The organism is Micromonospora sp. CNZ309, assembly GCF_002846525.1.
Genome location: NZ_PJNG01000001.1, coordinates 6,717,845 through 6,740,468, shown reverse-complemented (window position 1 = coordinate 6,740,468; position 22,624 = coordinate 6,717,845). Strand labels below are relative to the sequence as shown.

The window sequence follows — 22,624 nt, the reverse complement described above, 5'->3', positions numbered from 1 at the left end:
CATGAGCATCGCGGCCAGCAGGAAGGAAGCAGCCATGTGGCTGCTCGAGCGGCTGGTGCCGGACACCGGGGTCAACAACGTGGCGGTCGCCTTCGAGGTGGCCGGCCGGATCGACCGCGAACTGTTCACCGCGGCGCTGCGGGCGGTCCTGGCCCGCCACGAGGTGCTGCGCACCGTGTTCCGCACCGACGACGCGACGCTGACCCGGGAGGTGCTCGCCGCCGACCGGCTCGACGTGCCGGTGGTGGCCGTCCCGGCCGGCGACGACGGGATGGACGCCGACCTGACCGCGTTCGCCGCCGAGCCCTTCGCGATCGACGGCCGCCCCCTGGTGCGGGCGGGCATCCGCGCGGGAGCCGACGGCGACGTGTGCTGCGTCGTCGTGCACCACCTGAACTTCGACGCCATGTCGACCACGATCCTGCTCCGCGAACTGCTCGTCGCGTACGAGACGGTGGCGGCGGGACGCCGGCCCGACGACACCCCGGTGGCCGCGCTCGCGGAGCGCGCGCCGAACGAGCGCAGCGTCGCGTACTGGCGGAAGAACCTCGACGGGCTGCGGGCCGCCGAGGCGGGGCTGTGGTGCGCCCGGCCGCCCGTCGGGGCGCCGTCCCTGCGCGCCGAGACCGTCCACCACGAGCTCTCCGCGCCGGCCCGCGCCGTGGTGCGCCGCTTCCAGCGCGAACTGCGCGCCTCCGAGGCGGTGGTGCTGCTCGCGGCGTACTCGGTGCTGCTCGCCCAGCACGGCGCGGGCTCCGACGTGGTGATCGGCACCCCGGTCAACGTCCGGGACCAGCGCAGCATGAACGCCATCGGCTACCACGCGAACCTGGTGCCGCTGCGGGTCCGGCTCGACCCGGACGCCGACTTCCGCGCCGTCGTGAAGCAGACGCGCGGCACCTTCCTGGAGGCGATCAGCCACGCCGACGTACCGCTGGAGCACGTGTCCCCCGCCGTGCTCGGCGACGCTCCGTCGTCGTGGCGCAGCTCATTCTTCCGGCACCTGTTCAACTACGTGCCCGGCACCGTCGACACCTCCGCCACGCTGACCGGGATGCCGGTGCGCCACGTCATGGTGGAGAACGGCTACAGCCGCTTCGACCTGGAGTTCTTCATCATGCCGGGCGAGGAGGCGACGACCGTCCGCGCGGCGTTCTGCGTCGACGCCTTCGAGGCGGCCGACGTCGTGCTGCTGCTGCAACGCTACGACGCGCTGCTCGTCCGGCTGGGTGAGGAGCTGGACCGCCCGGTGGCGCAGCTGTCCCGCCTGGGCGCGAGCGACCTCGCCCAGCCGGCGTCGCCGTCGGCGCCGGCCGCCACCGCGTCCGTGCTGGACGCGGTGCACGCGACGGTCGCCGCGAGCCCGGACCTCGTCGCGGTGCAGGACGGCGCCGACGCCGTGTCGTACGGCCGGCTGTGGTCCGCGGCGCTCGCCACCCGGGACCTGGTCGCGGCCTCGGGCGGCGGCACGGTCGCCGTGCTCGCGCCGCGCGGCGCGCTGCTGGCCGCCGCGTGGCTCGGCGTGTGGCTGGCGGGCGCGCGCTGCGTCCTGCTCGACCCGGCCCAGCCGATCCCCGACCTCGCCGCCCGGCTGGCCGACTCGGGTGCCGCCCCGGTGCTGGCGGCCGAGGGCCTCCCCGTGCCCGGCGCGGTGCCCATTCCCGCCGTTCCCGGCGCCACCGACGCGCTCCGCGCCGACGCGCCCACCGGCGCTGACCTCGACACGGTGGCCTACCTGGAGTACCACCTCGACACGCCCGCGCCGCTCGCGCTGACGGTCACCCACCGGGCCCTGGCCGGCGCGGTCGCGCGGCTCGTCGACCGGATCGGCGCCGGGCCGGCCGTGACCGCCTGGCTGAGCAGCGCCGCCACGGACGCGGCGCTGACGGAGCTGCTGGTCGCGCTGAGCACCGGCGGCCGGGTCGTCGTCGCGCCCGACGCGGCCCGGGCCGACGGCCACGCGCTCGGCGAGCTGGTGCGCGGGCACGCGGTGGACGTGGTGCAGGCGACGCCGGCGGTGTGGCGCCAGGTGGCCGAGCACGCGGGCGACCGGCTCGCGGGCCGCGTCGTCCTGGTGGCGCACGAACCACTCCCCCGTCCGCTGGCCGCGCAGCTACGCGCCACCGGCGGCACGCCGCACCACGGCTACACCACGCCCGGCGTCGCCGGGTACGCCGCGCTCGACGACGACCTGGACGAGCCGGGCGTCCACCCGGCGACCCGCGTGTTCGTCACCGAGCCCGGCACCGGGCACGAGCTGGGCATCGGCGTACGCGGTGAGCTGTGCGTCGCGGGCGACACGCTGGCCTCCGGCTACCACGGCCGGCCGGAGCTGACCGCCGCGCGCTTCGGCGAGCACCCGACGTACGGGCGGTTCCACCGCACCGCGGACCTCGCGCGCCTGCTGCCCGACGGCCGGGTGGACGTGGTCGGCCCGCTGTCGGCGCAGGTACGCGTCGGCGGCCAGCGGATCCACCTCTGCGACGTCGAGTCGGTCCTCGCCGCCCACCCGGACGTGGAGGCGGTCGCCGCCGTCGGGTCCGCCGGCGACGCGCAGGACGGCACGGTCGTCGCGTTCGTCGAGTCCCGCAAGCCCGACGTGACCGACAGGCTGCGCGAACACGCCCGTGCCGCCCTGCCGCTCACGCCCGAACTGGTCGTGCTCAACCAGCTGCCGGTCACCGTGGCCGGCACCGTGGACCGCGCGGCCCTCGTGGCGCTCGCCGCCGCGCGGGCGTCGGCCGACGCCGACCCGCCGGACGAGACGACCCTCGCCCTCGTCGGGATCTGGACCGAGATGCTCGACCGGCCGGGCCTGCACGCGGACTCGAACTTCTTCGCCAGCGGTGGCCACTCGCTGCTGGGCGCCCAGCTCGTGCAGCGGGTGCGGACCGACCTGTCGATGCCGGTCCAGCTCGCCGACCTGTTCGCCAACCCGACGCCCCGGCAGCTCGCGGAGCACCTGCAGGACGCGTTCTGGGACGACGACGAGGACGACGACTGACCGATCGCTCAACCCCCACACCGTCTCGAACCTCAGCAGAGGAGGCTCGGCGTGACCGTCGACGTCCAGCCCACCCGCGGTACCGACCGCATGATCACACTGACCAGAGAGGAGAACATCGAGGTCGACACGATCGCCCGCTACCTGGCGGGCCGGCCGCCGCGCATGGTCGACGCGACCGCCTGGCTCGCGTCGGCCCGCGAGCTGTCCAGCAACCTGCCCGTACGACTGCGCCAGATGGTGCGGCGCTTCGCCTGGGATCCCGGGCTCGAAGCCGTACTGCTCGTGCGGAACCTGCCCGTGGACGTCGACGAGTTGCCCGCGACGCCCACCGTGGCCGGCTCGGTGCAGCGGGAGTCCACGGTGCCCGCCGCCGCCCAGGTGCTGCTCGGGCTGCAACTCGGCGAACTCATCGCCTTCAAGGAGGAGAAGAGCGGCGCGCTCGTGCAGGACGTCGTGCCGGTGCCGGGCATGGAGAAGTTCCAGGGCAACGCGGGCTCGGTGCCGCTCTCCATGCACGTGGAGAACGCCTTCCACCAGCACCGCCCGGACTACGTCGGCCTGCACTGCCTGCGCAACGACCACGACAACGTGGCCGGATTGCAGGTGACGTCCGTGCGCAACGCGCTGCCCCTGCTGTCCGAGCAGGTCCGGCGGGTGCTGCACGAGCCCCGGTTCGTCACCGAGCCGCCGGCGTCGTTCGGCGACCTGCCCAGCGCGCCGGAGCCGCACGGCATCCTCGTCGGCAGCTTCGAGGACCCGGACGTACGGGTCGACTTCGAGAGCTCCTTCCCCCTCGACCCCGAGGCCACGCAGGCGCTGTCGATGCTGGGCGACGCGCTGCGCACCGTCCGCCGTACGTTCGTCCTGGAGCCCGGCGACCTCGCGTTCGTCGACAACCGGCTGGCCCTGCACGGCCGCACCGAGTTCACCCCGCGCTACGACGGTCGCGACCGCTGGCTGCAACGGATCTTCGTGCACCGCGACTTCCGCCGCTCCCGCGTGATGCGGCCCGCCGACGGGCACGTGCTCAGCAGCACCAACTGACAGACCGGCCCTGGGCGAGGGGCGGATCGCTGCGGGGCGCAAGACCGGTTGAACCCGAAGCCGCCAGCGATTCCCTTCCCACCGACCAGAGTGAGGCCGACATGGTGAGCAAGTGCCCCGTGCACGGGCTGGAGAAGCTGATGGACGTCGACTACTTCGCCAGCCCGTACGCGGCGAACGAGCGTTACGCGGTCATGCACGAGCGGGGCACCGTCCACCGGACGTGCCTCGACGACCACGGCCGGGTGTGGCTGGTCACCGGCCACGCGGAGGTCTACTCGGCGCTGCGCGACAAGCGCCTGGCGCGTCCCCGCGAGTACTCCAACGGCGACTTCACCAGCCAGCGCTTCCCGGAGGGCACCCCGACCGGCACCATCGTCACCCTCGACCCGCCGGACCACACGCGGCTCAAGAAAATGATCAACTTCACCTTCCTGCCCCGCAACCTGGAGACCTTCCGGCCGCGAATACAGGAGCTCGTCGCCGGGCGGCTGGACGCGCTCGAGGCGGCGGGCGGCGGAGACCTCGTCGGGGACTACGGGGCCATCCTGCCGATCACGATCGTCTGCGACGTGCTCGGCATCCCCGACGAATACCGCACGGACCTCAAGAGGATGGCGGATCTCGGCTTCGGCAGCGACGACGAGACCAACGCCCGGCTCCGCGCGGACATGTTGCAGATGCTCGACGAGATCAGGCGGCGCAAGACGGCGGAGCCCACCGAAGACCTCTTCTCGTACTGGATCCACACGAAGGACGCCGACGGCACCCCCGTGCTGAACGTCGAGCAGGTCCTGGTCCTGGCCGCGCTGACGATGCTGGGCGGCTACGACACCACCGCGGGCATGATCAGCCGGGGCGCCCTGGCCCTGCTGGACGACCCGGAGACGCTGGAGCGGCTACGACGGCAACCGGAGCTGTTCGACGCGGCCGTCGAGGAGATGCTGCGCAAGAACCCGTCGGTGCACCACGCCTTCCGCCGCTTCGCCACCGAGGACATGGAGATCGACGGCACCAGGATCGGCAAGGGCGACACGGTGCTCCTGCACGTCGCCGCCGCCGGCAACGACCCGAGGCGGTTCGCCGACCCGCAGGTGTTCGACATCGACCGCGCCGACAAGACGCACCTGGTCTTCGGCGGTGGCCCGCACTTCTGCGCGGGGGCCGAGCTGGCCCGGATGGAGGTGACCATCGCCCTCCGGGAGCTGTTCCTGCGCTTCCCCGACATCGCGCTGGCCGCGCCCCGGGAGTCGCTGAAGCTGCGCGCCTACCCGTTCATCCCCGCGCTCCTGTCGCTCCCCGTCACGGTCTGAGGCCTCCCACCCGCCCCGGCGAGGGGCGTGTCGCCGTCGGGGCGTGGATCCGGTCACCCGGGTCCGCGCCCCGGCGGCGTCGTGGCGTGCGGACCATCTAGAAAGCGGGATCCGACGGCGGCATTCGTCCGTCAATTGACCGCCGGTAGCGACGGCACGATTTCTCGGGGCGCCGTTCCCCGGTTGTTCGTGCGCGGGTCACCAGGTGAATGTGACGGCCTCATGCCCCACCGCCGGCCCACGACACCTGACCAGCACCAGCGCACTTCCACACCAATGACCACCACCAACCCCCACCACCTCCTGCGGGGTGCCCTAGGGGTGCCCCACCAATGACCACCAATGGGAAACTCCAAACCCACCAACACGCCGCCACCCACCCGGAGGAACCATGCAATTCTCCGTACTCGGCAGCACCGAAATCACCAACAACAACACCCCACTCGAACTCGGCGGAATCCGCCAACGCGCCATCCTCGCCTACCTCCTCCTCAACGCCAACAAAGTCGTCGCCACCAGCCAACTCCTCCACGCCATCTGGGACGGCAACCCACCCCCCACCGCCCGCAAAATGATCCAAAACGCCGTCTCCGCCATCCGCCGCACCCTCACCACCAACACCGACCCCACCACCACCGCCACCCTCCACACCCACCCACCCGGCTACCAACTCCGCCTCAACACCGAAACCATCGACCTCCACCGCTTCCGCCGACTCGTCCGCGAAGGACGCCACGCCACCACCACCAACAACCCCCACCACGCCGCCGACCTCCTCCACCAAGGACTCGCCCTCTGGCGCGGACGCGCCCTCGCCGACCTCGTCGAAACCGGCATCACCTGGTCAGAAATCACCGCCATCGAAGACGAACGACTCTCCGCCATCGAAGACCGACTCGAAGCCGAACTCGCCTGCGGCCGACACCGCGAAATCACCCCAGAACTCGAAATCCTCACCGCCACCGAACCACTACGCGAACGCCTCTGCCACCAATTCATGCTCGCCCTCTACCGCAGCGGCCGCCAAGTCGACGCCCTCCGCGTCTACCGCCGCACCCGCGAAGCACTCATCGACGGCCTCGGCCTCGAACCCGGCCGCAGCCTCCAAGAACTCCAACACCGCATCCTCGAACACGACACCAAAATCCAGATCCCCGTACTCGTGAGCTGAGGCGTCAACGCACCAACGGCCGTCGTCCCGACAGTTACCCGGGGGTGGACGGGCTGGGGGCACCATGGGCGCGCGGGCGGTCCCTCCCGTCCGGCGCACCGGATGCCGACAGCGATTCCTTCCCAGCGATCACAGCGAGGACGACATGGCGAACAAGTGCCCGGTGCACGGGCATCGGAAGCTGATGGACGACGACTACTTCGCGAACCCGTACGCGGCGTACGAGCGCTACGCGACACTGCACGAGCAGGGCACCGTCCACCGCACCTGCCTCGACGACCACGGTCAGGTGTGGCTGGTCACCGGCCACGCCGAGGTCTACTCGGCGCTGCGCGACAAGCGCCTGGCGCGTCCCCGCGAGTACTCCAACGGCGACTTCACCAGCCAGCGCTTCCCGGAGGGCTCGGCGACCGGCACCATCGTCACCCTCGACCCGCCGGAGCACACGCGGCTCAAGAAGATGATCAACTTCACCTTCCTGCCCCGCAACCTGGAGACCTTCCGCCCCCGCGTGCACGAGCTGGTCGCGGCCCGGCTGGACGCCATCGAGGCGGCGGGCGGGGGCGACCTGGTCGGCGACTACGCGGCCATCCTGCCGATCACGATCGTCTGCGACGTGCTCGGCATCCCCGACGAGTACCGCAAGAACCTCAAGGAGATGGCGGACCTCGCCTTCGGCAGCGACGACGAGACCAACGCCCAGGTCCGCTCGACGATGTCGAAGATCATGAACGAGATCCGGCAACAGAAGACGGCGGAGCCCGGCGACGACCTCTTCTCGTACTGGATCCACGCCAAGAACGCCGACGGGGAGCCGGAGCTCGACGCCTACCAGGTGATGGCCCTGGCCCTGCTGACGATGCTGGGCGGCTACGACACCACCTCGGGGATGATCAGCCGGGGCGCGCTGGCGCTGCTCGACGACCCGGACACGCTGGAGCGGCTGCGCAAGGACCCGGACCTGTTCGACGAGGCCGTCGAGGAGTTGCTGCGCCGCAACGGCTCCGTGCACCACGGCTTCCGCCGCTTCGCCACCGAGGACATGGAGATCGACGGTACGAAGATCGGCAAGGGCGACACGGTGCTGCTGCACCTGACCGCCGCCGGCAACGACCCGGAGCGGTTCCCCGATCCGCAGGTGCTCGACATCGACCGCGTCGACAAGGGGCACGTGGCGTTCGGCGGCGGCCCGCACTTCTGCTCCGGCTCCGAGCTGGCCCGGATGGAGGTCACCATCGCCCTGCGGGAGCTGTTCACCCGCTTTCCGAACATCAAGCTGGCCGTACCCCCGGAGACGCTGAGGGTGCGGCACTCGCCGCTGGTGCCCGCCCTGGTGTCCCTCCCGGTCACGGTCTGAGCGCATCCCCACCCCCGGTCCGCAACCCCACTGCTATCCGACAAGAGGTTGTTGAACGATGCCGCGTACCGATCTGCTCCGCCCCCTGCCCGAGTTGCTCCGGACCGCTGCCGCCAGGTCCGGCGACCGGATCGCGTACGCCGACTCACGGCGTGGCGTGACCCACGGGGAGTTGGCGGCGCGGACGGCGCGGCTCGCCGGACACCTCGCCGACCTCGGCGTGTGGCCGGCGGACCGGGTCGTCGTGCTGCTGGACGGCGTCGCGGCGGTGGAGGGCGTGCTCGCCGTCGTCCGCGCCGGCGGGATCGCCGTGCCGCTGGACCCGGCGCTCGACGACGCCGAGCTGGCCCGGCTGGTGGCCGACTCGGGCGCCGACACCGTGATCACCGACGCCGCGAACGCGGTCCGGGTGCGGGTGCGGGTGCCGAGCCTCGTCGTCGACGGCGGGTACGACGGCGAGGCGCACTCGTTCGAGGAACTGGCGACGACCGAGCCGTCGTCGCCGGCCCGCGACGACACCGGCCTCGACGACCTGGTGCTGCTCACCTACACGGCGGGGACGACCGGCCCCCGCAAGGGGGTGCTCGCCACCACCCGCAACGTGCTGTGGCCGGCTGCGGCGGCGCAGCTGGCCGGGCTCGGCTGCGCCGAGGACGACCGGGTGCTGTGGACGCTGCCCGTGCACGCCTGGCCCGGGCAGCTCGTCGCCGCCGCGGCGGCGGGGGCGACGGTACGGCTCGCCGGCGGCCTGTCCCCCGAGCAGACGCGTGCCGCGCTCGCCGCGCTGGGCGCCACCGTGCTGGTAGGCACCGGTGCGACGCACCGCGCCCTGGCGGACGGGCCGGTCCCGGACGCGGCGGCGGTGCGGCTCGGTCTGGCCGTCGGCCCCGTGGACCCGGCGCTGCGGCGGGAGTTCGAGGCCGCGTTCTCGGCGCCGCTGCTCGCCGGCTACGTGACCACCGAGACGTCCGGCCTGATCGCGGTGAGCTGGCCGGGCGGCGACGCGGAGCGGCGCTGCCTGCCCCTGCCGGGCCTGAGCGTCCGGGTGGTCGACCCCCGCTCGGGCGCCGATCTCAGCCCCGGTCAGGAGGGCGAGGTCTGGGTCAGCGGCCCGAACGTGATGGCCGGCGGCTACCACGAACTCGCCGCCCGGACGGCCGAGGCGATGAGCGGCGGCTGGTACCGCACGGGCGACCTGGCCCGCCGCGACGACTCCGGGCACCTCACGGTCACCGGCCGGCTGGCCGACGCGGTCGAGGTCGGCGGCGAGCGGGTGCGGCTGGACCGGATCGACGCGGTGCTGCGCGGCGTGGCCGGGGTATCCGACGCGGCGGCCGTCGCCGGGCCGGACGGTCCGGTCGCGTTCGTCGTCGGGTCCGACGTGGACGCCGCCGGCCTGCTGGCGGCCTGCCGCGCGGGGCTTCCCGCGGCGGCCGTGCCGGTCGAGACGTACCTGGTGCGGGAGATCCCGCGCACCGTCCTCGGCAGCCCCGTCCGCCACCGGCTCCCCGGGCTGCCCGCCCGCCTGACCGACGTGGCCGCGGCGCTGCCCGACCGGCTGCACGCGCTGGGCTGGGAGCCGGCACCGGAGCCCGGCACCGGGGCGGGCGAGGGTCGGCCCGCCTGGTCGGTCGTGGGCCCGCCCGAGCTGACCGCCGACCTCACCGACGACGACCTCACCGTCGACAGCTACCCCGACCACACCGCGCTGTCCGAGCTGCTGGCGCGGGTGCTCGACGAGGACCACCCGGCGGGCTCGCGCCTCGTCGTACTGACCCGGGGTGCCCTGCACGGCGACGACGCGGCGGCCCCCGGACAGGCCGCCGCCTGGGCGCTCGCCCGGGCCCACCAGCTCCGCCGTCCCGGCCGGCTCGTGCTCCTCGACGCCGACCGGGTCGGCGTCGCGGAGCTGCGCGCGGCCGTGGCCTGCGGCGAGGACGTGCTGGCCGTACGCGGGGGCGAACTGCTCGTGCCCCGGTACGCGGCCGTCCCCGCCCTGCCCGGCGGCGCACCGCAGCAGGGCACGGTGGTGCTCGTCGCCCGGTCGTACGACGCGGCGCTCGCCCGTCACCTTGTGGCGGCCCACGACGTACGCGAACTGGTCCTGGTGGGGCCGGACGACGTGCCGGCCGGCGCCCCGGCGGAGCTGGCGGCGTTCGGCGCCGAGGTCTGCGTGCACCCCGGCGTGCCGTTCGACCCGGAGACGCTGGCGGCCGTGCTCGGCGACCGGCCGGTCACCACCGTCGCGGCGGTGGACCTCACGGTCGAGGAGACGCTGGCGCTGCACACCGCGCCGCTCGGGAGCGCCCCGACCGGTCTCGTGCTGCTCACCGACGGCCGCGACGTCGCCGCCACCGTCGCCGCCGACGCGCTGGTGCGGCACCGGCACGCGCTCGGCCTGCCCGGCGTCTCCGTGGCGTGGAGCGCGCCGGGGTTCGCCCGGCCCCCCGCGGCACGGCGCAACGCCCTCCTCGACGCCGCGCTGGCCGCGGGCGAGCCCTGCGTGGTCGCCGCGCGCCCCGTGCTGGTCGCCGAGGGCGGCGCCGACGGCACCCGCAGCGCCCTGGTCGAACGGCTGCTGGCGACCCCGGCGGACGACCGGCTCGGCCTGCTGCGCGACGTCGTACGGGCCGCGACCGGCGAGGTCCTGCGGGAGCACGCGCCCGCGACGATCGAGGGCGAGACGCCGTTCCGCCAGCTCGGCTACGACTCGCTCACCGCCGTGCAGCTGCGCAACCGGCTCTGCGCGGAGACCGGCCTCACGCTGCCGGCGAGCCTGGTCTTCGACTACCCGACGCCGGACATCCTCGCCAGCCACCTGCTCGACGCCCTGGGGCTGGGCGCGGTCGCCGCCGCGCCGAGCGCCGTGGCAGCGTACGACGAGAGCGAGCCGATCGCGATCGTCGGCATGGCCTGCCGCTACCCGGGCGGCATCACCTCCCCGGACGACCTGTGGCGGGTGGTCGAGAGCGGCACGGACGTCGTCGGCGACTTCCCCACCAACCGAGGCTGGGACCTCGCCGCGCTGTTCGCCGGTGACGGGCCGGGCACGTGCAGCGCGACCGCCGGCGGCTTCCTGCACGACGCGGACGAGTTCGACGCGGAGTTCTTCGGCATCAGTCCCCGCGAGGCGCTGGCCATGGACCCGCAGCAGCGGGTGCTGATGGAGACCGCGTGGGAGGCGCTGGAGCACGCCGGCATCCCCCCGACCTCGCTGCGGGGCAGCGACACCGCCGTCTTCACGGGCCTGCACGTGCAGGACTACGGCCGGGCCGGGCACAGCGAGGACGACGGCGTCGACGGCTTCCTCATCACCGGCACCCACGGCAGCGTCGCGTCCGGCCGGATCGCGTACGCCCTGGGCCTGGAGGGCCAGGCGATGACCGTCGACACCGCCTGCTCGGCGTCACTGGTCGCCCTGCACCTGGCCGTACGCGCGCTGCGCGCCGGCGAGTGCGCGATGGCGCTGGCGGGCGGGGTGACCGTGATGTCCGGCACGGACACCTTCACCGAGTTCTCCCGGCAGAACGGCCTCTCCCCCGACGGGCGGTGCAAGGCGTTCTCCGACGACGCCGACGGCACCGGCTGGGGCGAGGGTGCCGGCGTACTGGTGGTGGAGCGGCTGTCCGACGCGCGGCGCAACGGCCACCCGGTGCTGGCGGTGGTCCGTGGGTCGGCCGTGAACCAGGACGGCGCCTCGAACGGCCTCACCGCCCCGAACGGGCCCTCGCAGCAGCGGGTCATCCGCGCCGCGCTCGCCAACGCGGGCCTGACGGCCGACCAGGTGGACGCCGTCGAGGCGCACGGCACCGGCACCGCCCTGGGCGACCCCATCGAGGCCCAGGCCGTCCTCGCCACCTACGGGCAGGACCGCGAACAGCCACTCCTGCTGGGCTCGCTCAAGTCCAACATCGGCCACACGCAGGCCGCCGCCGGCGTCGGCGGTGTGATCAAGATGGTCCTCGCCCTGCGCAACGGGCTGCTGCCGCGCACTCTGCACGTCTCGGCGCCGAGCAGCAAGGTGGACTGGTCGGCCGGGGCGGTGGCGCTGCTGACCGAGCCGGTCGCGTGGCCCGCCGGCGACCGTCCGCGCCGGGCCGCCGTCTCGTCGTTCGGGATGAGCGGGACGAACGCGCACGTGATCATCGAGGAGCCGCCCGCCGCCGACACCCCGGCCGCCGACACCCCGGCCGCGGCGCCGCCGGTGGTGCCGTGGCTGCTGTCGGCGCGCTCCGAGCAGGCGGTACGGGAGCAGGCCCGCCGGCTGCACGACCACCTCGCCGACCGGCCCGGGCTGTCGATGACCGACGTGGGTCGGTCCCTCCTCACCACCCGGGTGGCCTTCGGCCATCGGGCCGCGGTCACCGGCGCCACCCGGCAGGACCTCCTCGACTCCCTCGCCGCCCTCGCGGCCGGTCAGGGCACCGCCGACGTGTTCACCGGCACCGCCCGCCCCGGCGGGCTGGCGTTCCTGTTCACCGGGACGGGCGCCCAGTACCTCGGGATGGGCACCGAACTCGCCGCCGCGTACCCCGTCTTCGCCGCCGCCTTCGACGAGGCCTGCGCCGAGCTGGACCGGCACCTGGACCGGCCGGTACGCGAGATCATCCGCAGCGACGACCTGCACCGGTTCGCGTACACGCAGCCCGCCCTGTTCGCCTTCGAGGTCGCGTTGCACCGGCTCGTCGAGTCGTGGGGCATCCGTCCCGACTTCGTGGCGGGGCACTCCCTCGGCGAGCTCTCCGCCGCGTACGTCGCCGGAGTCTGGTCACTGGCCGACGCCGCGAAGCTCGTGGCCGCCCGCGCCACCCTGATGGCGGCCCTGCCGCTGGGCGGCGCGATGGTCGCCGTGCAGGCCACCGAGGAGCAGGTCACCCCGTACCTGAGCGACCAGGTCGGCATCGCCGCCATCAACACCCCCACCGACCTGGTCATCTCCGGCGACGAGGCCGCGACCCTCGCCGCCGCCGAGCAGCTCGCCGCGCAGGGCCACAAGACCAAGCGGCTGCCGATCCCGCTGGGCGCCCACTCGCACCTGATGGACCCGATGCTCGACGCCTACCGCGCCGTCGCCGCGTCCATCACCCACCACGAGCCCCGCATCGGGCTGATCTCCACGGTCGACGGGCAGCCGCTGCGCTCCACGCCCGAGCACTGGGTCACCCAGGTCCGCCGGGCCGTACGCTTCCACGACGCCGTCACCGCCCTCAGCACCACCGGCCGCGTCGAGACCTTCCTCGAGATCGGCCCCGACACCGTCCTCGCCACCACCACCGGCGACGCCACCGGCATCGCCACCATGCGCCGGGGACAGCCCGAGACGCACAGCCTCGCCCGGGCCGTCGGCCACCTCTTCACCGTCGGCACCGGCCTCGACGCCGACGCCTACTTCCCCGGCGCCCGCGAGGTGCCGCTGCCGACGTACCCGTTCCAGCGCAGGTCGTACTGGCTGCGGCCCACGGCCGGCAGCGACGTGGGCGCGGCCGGCCTCACCGCGGCGCGCCACCCGCTGCTCGGCGCGGTGCTGGGCGTCGTCGACACCGACCGGCTCGTGCTCACCGGGCGGCTCTCCCTGCGCGAGCAGCCCTGGCTGGTCGACCATGCCGTCCTCGACACGGTCCTGCTGCCCGGCACCGCGTTCCTCGAGCTGGCGGCGCACGCCGCCGAGCACACCGGCAGCACCACGATCGAGGAACTCACCCTCCAGGCCCCGCTGACGCTGACCGACGAGCAGCGGGTCAACATCCAGGTGTGGGTCGGCCGACCCGACGAGCAGGGCCGCCGCGAGTTCGGCGTGTACTCCCAGCCGGCCGGGAACACGCCGGGCGCGGAGTGGACGTGCCACGCCTCGGGCTCGCTGGCCGACGCACCCGCGCCGGCCCCGGTGGTCCACGAGTGGCCGCCACCCGGCGCGGAGCCCGTCGACGTCGGCGACTTCTACGGCTGGCTGCTGGCGCGCGGCTTCTGCTACGGCCCCGCCTTCCAGGGCGTCCAGGAGGTGTGGCGGCACGGCGACGAACTGTTCGCCCGGGCCACGCTGCGCGCCGAGGACGAGCCGGCCGCCGTGCGCTTCGGCGTACACCCGGCGCTGCTCGACGCCGCCATGCACCCGCTCGTGCTGCACGTCGACGGCGGCGGGGGCCCGGCGGGCCGGGCCTGGCTGCCCTTCTCCTGGCGCGGGGTGCGGGTGCACCGCCGGGGGGCCTCGACGCTGCGGGTCCGGCTGACCCCGGCCGGCGAGAACACCCTGCGGGTGAGCACCACCGACGACGAGGGCAACCCGGTGCTGAGCGCCGACGCGGTCGCGGTCCGGCCGGTCGCGACCGACGGCCTGGCCGGCGCGAGCGGCCCCACCGCCGCGCTGTACCGCACGGACTGGGTGCCCGTGGCCGCCCCGAGCGGCGCCGGTACGCCCGACCTCGAGGTGTTCCGGGTCGAGGCGGGCGACACCGCCGACGCCGTACGGCAGTCCCTGCACGACACACTGGCGACGCTTCAGCGGGCCGCGGCCGGCACCGGGCGACTGGCCGTGGTCACCCGCGACGGCGACCTCGCGGGCGCGGCGGCGTGGGGGCTGGTCCGCTCCGCCCAGACCGAGCACCCGGACCGGTTCGTCCTCGTCGAGACCGACGGCACCGACAAGTCGGAGCGTGCCCTCGCCGCCGCGATCGCCGCCGGGGAGCCGCAGCTCGCCGTCCGCGACGGGGCGCTGACCGTGCCGCGGCTCGCGCGGCACGCCTCCGCCGCCGCCGAGCGCCGGCTGTTCGACCCGGCCGGCACGGTCCTGATCACCGGTGGCACCGGTACGCTCGGCGCCGCGCTCGCCCGCCACCTGGTCACCCGGCACGGCGCGGCGCACCTGCTCCTCGCCTCCCGCCGGGGCCCGGACGCCCCGGGCGCCGCCGCGCTGGCCGAGGAGCTGGCCGCCCTGGGCGCCACCGCCGACGTCGTCGCCTGCGACACCGCCGACCGCGAGGCGCTGGCGGCGCTGCTCGCCGGGCTCTCCCGGCCGCTGGTGGGGGTGGTCCACACCGCGGGCGTACTCGACGACGGCATCCTGGAGTCGCTCACGCCCGAACGCCTGGACGCCGTCCTGCGGCCCAAGGTCGACGCCGCGCTCAACCTGCACGAGCTGGCGGGCGACGTGGAGCTGTTCGTGCTCTACTCCTCCGTCGCGAGCGTCATCGGCACCGCCGGGCAGGCCAACTACGCGGCGGCGAACGCGTTCCTCGACGCCCTGGCCGCCCACCGGCGCGCCGGGGGCCGGGCCGCCACCTCGCTGTCCTGGGGCCTGTGGGCCGAGGAGAGCGCGATGACCAGCCAGCTCGGCGAGACCGACCTGGCCCGCATCGCGCGCGGCGGTCTCCTGCCGCACAGCGTCGAGGAGGGGCTCGCGCTGTTCGACGCCGCGTGCCGCTCCGACGAGGCGCACCTGGTGCCCGTCACCATCGACGTCGCCGCGGTACGCGCCGCGCCGGACGCCGCGCCGCCGCTGCACGGCCTGGCCCGGGTGCCGCGCCGGCGGCAGGCCGCGACCCGACCGGGCGCCTCCGCGCTGGCCCGCGAGCTGGCCGGGCGCAGCGAACAGGAGCAGCGCGGGCTGCTGCTCGACATCGTGCGTACGCAGGTCGCGACCGTGCTCGCCCAGCCGGACGTGGACGCCGTCTCCGTGGCCGAACCGTTCCGCCAGCTCGGCTTCGACTCGTTGATGGCCGTCGAGTTGCGCAACCGGCTCAACACCGCGACGGGGCTGCGCCTGCCCGCGACGCTGACGTTCGACTACCCCACCCCGGAGACCCTCGTCGAGTACCTGCGGGGCGAACTGGGCGACCGGGAGCAGGAGCGGGCGCCCGTCGTGGCGGCGGTCGCCGCCCGGCCGAGCGACGAACCCATCGCGATCGTCGGCATGGCCTGCCGCTACCCCGGCGGCGTCGGCTCGCCGGACGAGCTGTGGCAGCTGCTCATCGACGGCGGGGAGGGCATCAGCGGCTTCCCGACCGACCGTGGCTGGCAGCTGGACACCCTGTTCGACCCCGACCCGGACACCCCCGGCACCAGCTACGTCGACCAGGGCGGATTCCTGCTCGACGCGGCCGGCTTCGACGCGGAGTTCTTCGGCATCAGCCCCCGCGAGGCGCTGGCCATGGACCCGCAGCAGCGGGTGTTCCTGGAGACCTGCTCGGCGGCGCTGGAGAACGCGGGCCTGCGCCCGGACGCGCTGCGCGGCTCACCCACCGGCGTGTTCACCGGCCTCATGACGCACGACTACGCCGCCGGAGCGAGCGCCGTGCCCGACGGTGTCGAAGGGTTCCTGGGCACCGGAACCGCGGGCAGTGTCGCCTCGGGCCGGGTGGCGTACACGTTCGGGCTGGAGGGACCGGCGGTCACCGTCGACACCGCCTGCTCGTCGTCGCTGGTCGCGCTGCACCTCGCCGTGCAGGCGCTGCGCTCCGGCGAGTGCTCCCTCGCGCTGACCGGCGGCGTGACCGTCATGTCCTCGCCCAGCCTGTACGTCGAGTTCTCCAAGCAGCGGGGCCTCGCCCGCGACGGCCGGTGCAAGTCGTTCGCCGCCGCCGCCGACGGCACCGGCTGGGCGGAGGGGGTCGGCGTACTGGTGGTCGAGCGGCTGTCCGACGCCCGCCGCAACGGCCACCGGGTCCTCGCCCTCGTCCGCGGCTCGGCCGTCAACCAGGACGGCGCCTCCAACGGCCTCACCGCCCCGAACGGGCCCTCGCAGCAGCGGGTCATCCGCTCGGCGCTGGCCAACGCCGGGCTGTCGGCGAACCAGGTGGACGCCATCGAGGCGCACGGCACCGGCACCGCCCTGGGCGACCCCATCGAGGCCCAGGCGATCCTCGCCACCTACGGCCAGGACCGCGAACAGCCGCTCCTGCTCGGCTCGCTCAAGTCCAACATCGGCCACGCCCAGGCCGCCGCCGGCGTCGGCGGGGTCATCAAGATGGTCCTCGCCCTGCGGCACGGGCTGCTGCCGCGCACCCTGCACGTCGACGAGCCGTCGCCGAAGGTGGACTGGTCGGCGGGCTCGGTCGCGCTGCTGACCGAGCCGGCCGAGTGGCAGCGCAACGGCCACCCGCGCCGCGCGGGGGTGTCCTCGTTCGGTGTCAGCGGCACGAACGCGCACGTGATCATCGAGGAGCCACCCGCCGAAGCCGAAGCGGCCGTCGCCGTCGCCGGCACGCCGCCGCCGGCCCTGCCGTGGCTGCTGTCCGCCCGCTCGGAGCAGGCCCTGCGGGAGCAGGCCCGCCGCCTGCACGACCACCTCGCGACCCGGCCCGAACTGCCGGACGCCGACGTCGCCCGTTCCCTGGCCGCCCGGGTCCGGTTCCCGCAGCGGGCCGCCGTCGTCGGGACCGACCGGCGGGAACTCCTCGACGGCCTCGCCGCGCTGGCCGCCGGCCGGGAGGCCGCCAACCTGGTCACCGGCACCCCCGGGGGCGGGAGGTTGGCGTTCCTGTTCACCGGGCAGGGCGCACAACGACTCGGCATGGGCACCGAACTCGCCGCCGCGTACCCCGTCTTCGCCACCGCCTTCGACGAGGTCTGCACCGCCCTCGACACCCACCTCGACCAACCACTACGCAAAATCATCGACACCGACGAACTACACCAGACCGGCTACACCCAACCCGCCCTGTTCGCCTTCGAAGTCGCCCTGCACCGACTCCTCGAATCCTGGGGCATCCACCCCCACGCCGTAGCCGGACACTCCATCGGCGAACTCACCGCCGCCCACATCGCCGGCATCCTCGACCTCACCGACGCCGCCACCCTCGTCACCACCCGCGCCCGCCTCATGCAAACCCTCCCCACCGGCGGCGCCATGATCGCCATCGAAGCCACCGAGGAACAGGTCACCCCCCACCTCACCGACACCGTCGGCATCGCCGCCATCAACACCGCCACCCACCTCGTCATCTCCGGCGACGAAACCGCCACCCTCACCGCCGCCGACGCACTCGCCGCCCAAGGCCACCGCACCAAACGCCTCACCGTCTCCCACGCCTTCCACTCCCACCTGATGGACCCCATCCTCGACGACTACCGCACCGTCGCCGAATCCATCACCCACCACGAACCCCACATCCCCCTCATCTCCACCACCGACGGCCAACCACTACGACCCACCCCCGACCACTGGGTCCACCAGGTCCGCCAGGCCGTCCGCTTCCACGACGCCATCACCACCCTCACCACCAACCACCACATCGACACCTACCTCGAAATCGGCCCCGACACCGTCCTCACCACCGCCGCCAACACCACCGCCACCAACGCCACCACCATCGCCACCACCCACCGCGACCAACCCGAAACCGCCACCCTCACCAGGGCCGTCGGGCGGCTCTTCACCGCCGGGACCGGCCCCGACGCCGGCGCGTACCGGGCGGGCGCCCGGGAGGTGGAGTTGCCGACGTACCCGTTCCAGCACCAGCGGTACTGGCTGGTCCCCGACGACTCCCCCGCCAACGCCGGCGGACTCGGGCTCGGGGCGGCGGACCACCCGCTGCTCGGCGCGGTGCTGGCCCTCGCCGACTCCCAGCGGAGCGTGCTCACCGGCCGGCTCTCCCTGCGCGAACAGCCCTGGCTCGCCGACCACGCCGTCCTGGGCACGGTCCTGCTGCCGGGTGCCGCCTTCGTCGAACTCGCGCGGCGGGCCGCCGAGCACGTCGACCTCGACCGCATCGAGGAGCTGACCCTGCACGCGCCGCTGGTGCTGCCACCGGACGGCGCGGTGCGGATACAGGTGGAGGTCGGGGAACCCGACGAGGCCGGGCGCCGGCCGCTGCGGGTGCACTCCCGGCGCGAGGACGCACCCGACGGCGAGCCGTGGACGCAGCACGCGAGCGGCCTGCTCGACGCCGCCGCGGAGCCCGACACCGACTGGGCCGGTGAGTGGCCGCCCGCCGATGCCGTCCCCGTCCCGGTCGAGGAGCTGTACGACCGCATCGCCGACCTCGGCGTCGACTACGGGCCCGCGTTCCGGGGACTGGTGGCGGCCTGGCGGCGCGGCGACGAACTGCTCGCGGAGGTCGCGCTCCCCGTCGACGCGCCCACGGCCCGCTTCGGACTGCACCCCGCGCTGCTGGACGCGGCCCTGCACCCGATCTCCCTGGCCACCGGGGCCGACGGTCCGCTGCGCCTGCCGTTCAGCTGGCACGGCGTGCGGGTGTCGACCGCCGGGGCGACGGCCCTGCGGGTGCGGATCACGCCCACCGCTCAGGACGCGTACGCCCTGGCGCTCGCCGACGCCACCGGGATGCCGGTGGCCACGGTCGAGTCGTTGGTCGCGCGCCCGGTGACGATCGAGCAGCTGCGCTCCACCGCCGGCCCGGACGGACTGCACCGGTTGGAGTGGCTGCCGGTCCCCACGCCCGTGGCCCCCGCCGGCGCCTTCGACGTGTTCCAGGTCGGGACCGGCACGGACGCCGAGGCGGTACGCGCCGCCGTGCACGACGCGCTCGCGGCGGTCCAGGAGTGGCTGCCCGGCGACCGCTCCCCGCTGGTGTTCGTGTCCCGGGGTGCGACCGACGGTACGAACCCGGCGGGGGCGGCGGTCTGGGGCCTGGTCCGCTCGGCGCAGACCGAGCACCCCGATCGTTTCGTCCTCGTCGACGCCGACGATCCGGCTCTCGTCGGCGCGGCCGTCGCGACCGGCGAGCCACAGGTCGCCGTCCGCGACGGGGTGCCGACCGTGCCGCGCCTCGCGGCCTTCGCGGCCGCGTCGGACCGCCCCCTGTTCGACCCGGCGGGCACGGTGCTCGTCACCGGCGGCACGGGAGCACTGGGCGCCGCGCTGGCCCGCCACCTGGTCACCGCGCACGGTGCGCGGCATCTCGTGCTGACCTCCCGCCGGGGGCCGGCGGCGCCGGGCGCCACGGAGCTGGCGGCCGGGTTGGAGTCGCTGGGCGCCAGGGTCACGGTGGCCGCCTGCGACGCCGCGGACCGGGCCGCGCTGTCGGCGCTCCTGACGTCCCTGCCCGACCTGGTCGGTGTCGTGCACGCGGCGGGCGTGCTGGACGACGGTACGGTCGAGTCGCTCACGCCGGAGCGGGTGGACACGGTGCTGCGGGCGAAGGTCGACGCCGCGCTGAACCTGCACGAGCTGGCCGGCGACGTCGAGATGTTCGTGCTGTTCTCCTCGGCGACCGGGGTGCTGGGCACGGCCGGCCAGGCCAACTACGCGGCGGCGAACGCCTTCCTGGACGCGCTCGCCGCGCGACGTCGGGCGTCCGGCCTCGCGGCCACGTCGCTGGCCTGGGGCCTGTGGCGCAGCGGTGGCGCGATGACCGGTGGGCTGACCGAGGCCGACCTCGCCCGTATCGGACGCAACGGTGTGCTGGCGCACACCGTGGAGGAGGGGCTCGCGCTGTTCGACGCCGCCTGCCGGACGGACGAGCCGTGTCTGGTCCCGATCAGGTTGGACGTGGCCGCCCTGCGGACGAACACGTCGGCACCGCCACCGCTGCGCTCCTTCACCCGGCCCCGGCGCGCCTCCTCGGCCGGCAGCGGGGTGTCGCTGTCCAGCCGGCTGGCCGGCCTCGCCGAGCCGGAACAGCGCGAGGTGCTGCTGACCCTGGTACGCACGAACGTCGCCTCGGTGCTGGCACACGGCTCGGTGGAGACCGTCCGGGCGGAGCAGGCGTTCAAGCAGATGGGCTTCGACTCGCTGACGGCGGTGGAGCTGCGCAACCGGCTCAACCAGGCCACCGGCCTGCGCCTGCCGGCGACGCTGACGTTCGACCACCCCACGCCCGCGGCGCTCGTGGAGCACCTGATCGGGGAGCTGGGCGGCAACCAGGCGCAGCTCAACCTGCGTGCCCTCGTCGACGGCATCGCCAAGGTGGAGGCGACGCTGGAGTTGGTGGACGCGGCGCAGACGGCGGAGACGGACATCGCCGCGGCCCTGCAACGGCTGCTGACCAGGTGGCGCGACAAGTCCAGCCCCGCCGAGGCCACGGACCTCGCCTCGGTCACGGCGGACGACCTGTTCGACATCCTGGACAGTGAGCTGGACAACGTCTGACACCGGGCGAGCCACGACCGGCCCCCCACCCCGACGCACGACCGGGGTGGGGGGCCGGTCCTTTCCGTCGTCGACACACCGGCCCCCAGCAGGTCGAGCCGCGGGCGCACGAGACGCCCACCGGGGCGCACGAGACGCCGGCCCGGGCCGGAGACGGCCCACCCGCCCACGGCCGAAACGGCGTACGCGGCCACCCGCGCGTCATCGCCGACCCTGTGCGGCATCCGGCGCAGCCCGGTCGCGCCCAGCACCCAGAGCCCGAAACGGCCCACCGGCCCCGGGCGTACCCGGGGCCGGTGGGCCGTTCGAGATGTCCTGCGATCAGCGGCGCCTCAGCCGGTCGTCCGCGCGTGCGGGATGTCGCCCGGGCCGGACCGGTGGCGTCGCCGAGTGGCCGGGCGCGGGGGCCCGGCCGCCGTCACCTCTTCGGGGCGATCTGTGCCCCCGTCCGCGCGTCGAATACCGAGATGGCCTCCACCGGGCAGAAGTCGGCGGCCTCCAGCACCGCGTCGCTCGGCGCCACCACGTCGGCCAGCGGCCGGGAGACCTGCTCCATCGTGAAGTGCTCCGGCGCGCTGCCGACACAGAAGCCCGAGCTGACGCATCGGGTGGAGTCCACCCTCAACCGCCAGCCGGCCTGGTCGTCCGCGTTCTCGCTCACCGTTGCCCCTCCCGTCCCGCGTCGGCGTCACCGGGCCGTCCGGCCTCCATCGGGCCGCCCACGTCAGCTCACCACCGAGTACTTCTGCCAACCGGTCGCGAGGACCTCCGGCGCGGAGAACGTGGCCGAGGGCTGCTCCGGGTCGAACTTGCCGTTGTGCAGGTGGACGACGAGCGTGCCGTCGGCGCGTACGGCCAGCAGGTCCGGCCGGCCGTCGAGGTCGATGTCGGTCACCGAGATGTGCGCGAACTCCTGCCAGCCCCGGCCGAGCGTGAACCACTGGCCCTCGCCCCGCCACCAGGGGCCCTCCCCGGAGGTGTTCTGCGCGAACTCGTACAGGTCGAGGTCGCCGTTGGCGCGGCGGACCAGCAGGTCGGGCCGGCCGGTGCCGGTGACGTCGGCCATCGCGAGCGGGAAGTCCTCGACGTCGACGGTCACCATGCGGTGCGCGGTGCGGTCGTACGTGTCGTTCTGCCTGACCTGCCGCTGGTTGAAGAACGCGTCGACGTGGCCCGCGTCCTGCTCCCGGCCGAACATGTCGTCGCAGCCGTCCAGATCCATGTCCGCGATGCCCAGCGTCTCCCACTTCTTGTCGTCGCGCGCGCCGGAGATGCGGATCGGTTCGCCGAGGGTGTCGAGGCCGTTCAGCCCGCCCTTGTTCGGGTAGAGGAAGATCCCGTGGGTCGGGTTCATGAAGCTCATGCTCACGCCGATGACGTCGGCGTAGCCGTTGCCGTTGACGTCGATGGGACGGACCAGTCCGTAGTTGCGCGTCGGATGGAAGTCGGTGCTGATCAGCACCGGCTCGCCGAAGGTCTCGCTACCCCGGAAGCTGCCGCTGTGCGGGAAGACGAACAGTTCACCGGTGACGTCGTCACGGGCCATGATGTCCATCCTCCCGTCCCCGTTGAACGAACGGCAGTGACCATTCCCGCTCATGCGTGCCACAAACTACCTCCACGTACGCCCCGAAATACGACAGTCCGATCATTACGAACAGGAGTTGGGGGAGGTAACCCCTACCCG

8 protein-coding genes are annotated in these 22,624 nt (G+C 74.1%); 6 read left to right on the top strand and 2 right to left on the bottom strand.

What is annotated here, in order from left to right; all coding sequences use genetic code 11:
• Nucleotide 1: 1 nt before the first annotated feature.
• The 6 genes from CLT72_RS29005 to CLT72_RS28980 all read left to right on the top strand — a co-directional run bounded on the left by CLT72_RS29005 (nucleotide 2) and on the right by CLT72_RS28980 (nucleotide 20,937).
• Nucleotides 2-3,004 (top strand): condensation domain-containing protein, encoded by a 3,003-nt coding sequence (locus tag CLT72_RS29005; protein ID WP_101414459.1) that lies wholly within the window; start codon nucleotides 2-4, stop codon nucleotides 3,002-3,004.
• A 51-nt stretch (nucleotides 3,005-3,055) separates the two neighbouring features.
• Complete coding sequence (locus CLT72_RS29000) at nucleotides 3,056-4,051, top strand: Fe(II)-2OG oxygenase family protein (RefSeq protein ID WP_486484351.1); 996 nt, start codon at nucleotides 3,056-3,058, stop codon at nucleotides 4,049-4,051.
• A gap of 101 nt (nucleotides 4,052-4,152) precedes the next feature.
• Nucleotides 4,153-5,364, top strand: a complete 1,212-nt coding sequence (locus CLT72_RS28995; RefSeq protein ID WP_101414458.1) for a cytochrome P450 — start codon at nucleotides 4,153-4,155, stop codon at nucleotides 5,362-5,364.
• 391 nt (nucleotides 5,365-5,755) lie between these two features.
• Nucleotides 5,756-6,535 (top strand): AfsR/SARP family transcriptional regulator, encoded by a 780-nt coding sequence (locus CLT72_RS28990; protein WP_101414457.1) that lies wholly within the window; start codon nucleotides 5,756-5,758, stop codon nucleotides 6,533-6,535.
• A 145-nt stretch (nucleotides 6,536-6,680) separates the two neighbouring features.
• Nucleotides 6,681-7,892, top strand: coding sequence for a cytochrome P450 (locus CLT72_RS28985; protein ID WP_101414456.1), 1,212 nt, complete (start codon nucleotides 6,681-6,683; stop codon nucleotides 7,890-7,892).
• 58 nt (nucleotides 7,893-7,950) lie between these two features.
• Nucleotides 7,951-20,937: a type I polyketide synthase gene (locus tag CLT72_RS28980; RefSeq protein WP_101414455.1), complete on the top strand. Its 12,987-nt coding sequence runs from the start codon at nucleotides 7,951-7,953 to the stop codon at nucleotides 20,935-20,937.
• Nucleotides 20,938-21,355: 418 nt separating this feature from the next.
• On the opposite strand, the gene CLT72_RS28975 is transcribed toward CLT72_RS28980, so the two are convergent.
• Nucleotides 21,356-21,598 carry a ferredoxin gene (locus CLT72_RS28975; RefSeq protein WP_199184668.1) on the bottom strand — a complete coding sequence of 81 codons (243 nt, stop codon included), beginning with the start codon at nucleotides 21,596-21,598 and terminating at the stop codon, nucleotides 21,356-21,358.
• A gap of 63 nt (nucleotides 21,599-21,661) precedes the next feature.
• On the bottom strand, nucleotides 21,662-22,537 hold the full coding sequence (locus CLT72_RS28970) for an FG-GAP repeat domain-containing protein (protein WP_101414454.1): 876 nt from the start codon (nucleotides 22,535-22,537) through the stop codon (nucleotides 21,662-21,664).
• Between the last annotated feature and the right edge of the window lie 87 nt (nucleotides 22,538-22,624).

Excerpts from the sequence above, each read along its gene's own strand:
- CLT72_RS29005 (WP_101414459.1), top strand. The coding sequence starts at position 2 with ATGAGCATCGCGGCCAGCAGGAAGGAAGCAGCCATGTGGCTGCTCGAG.
- CLT72_RS28985 (WP_101414456.1), top strand. The coding sequence starts at position 6,681 with ATGGCGAACAAGTGCCCGGTGCACGGGCATCGGAAGCTGATGGACGAC.
- CLT72_RS28995 (WP_101414458.1), top strand. The coding sequence starts at position 4,153 with ATGGTGAGCAAGTGCCCCGTGCACGGGCTGGAGAAGCTGATGGACGTC.
- CLT72_RS28970 (WP_101414454.1), bottom strand. The coding sequence starts at position 22,537 with ATGAGCGGGAATGGTCACTGCCGTTCGTTCAACGGGGACGGGAGGATG.
- CLT72_RS28980 (WP_101414455.1), top strand. The coding sequence starts at position 7,951 with ATGCCGCGTACCGATCTGCTCCGCCCCCTGCCCGAGTTGCTCCGGACC.
- CLT72_RS28990 (WP_101414457.1), top strand. The coding sequence starts at position 5,756 with ATGCAATTCTCCGTACTCGGCAGCACCGAAATCACCAACAACAACACC.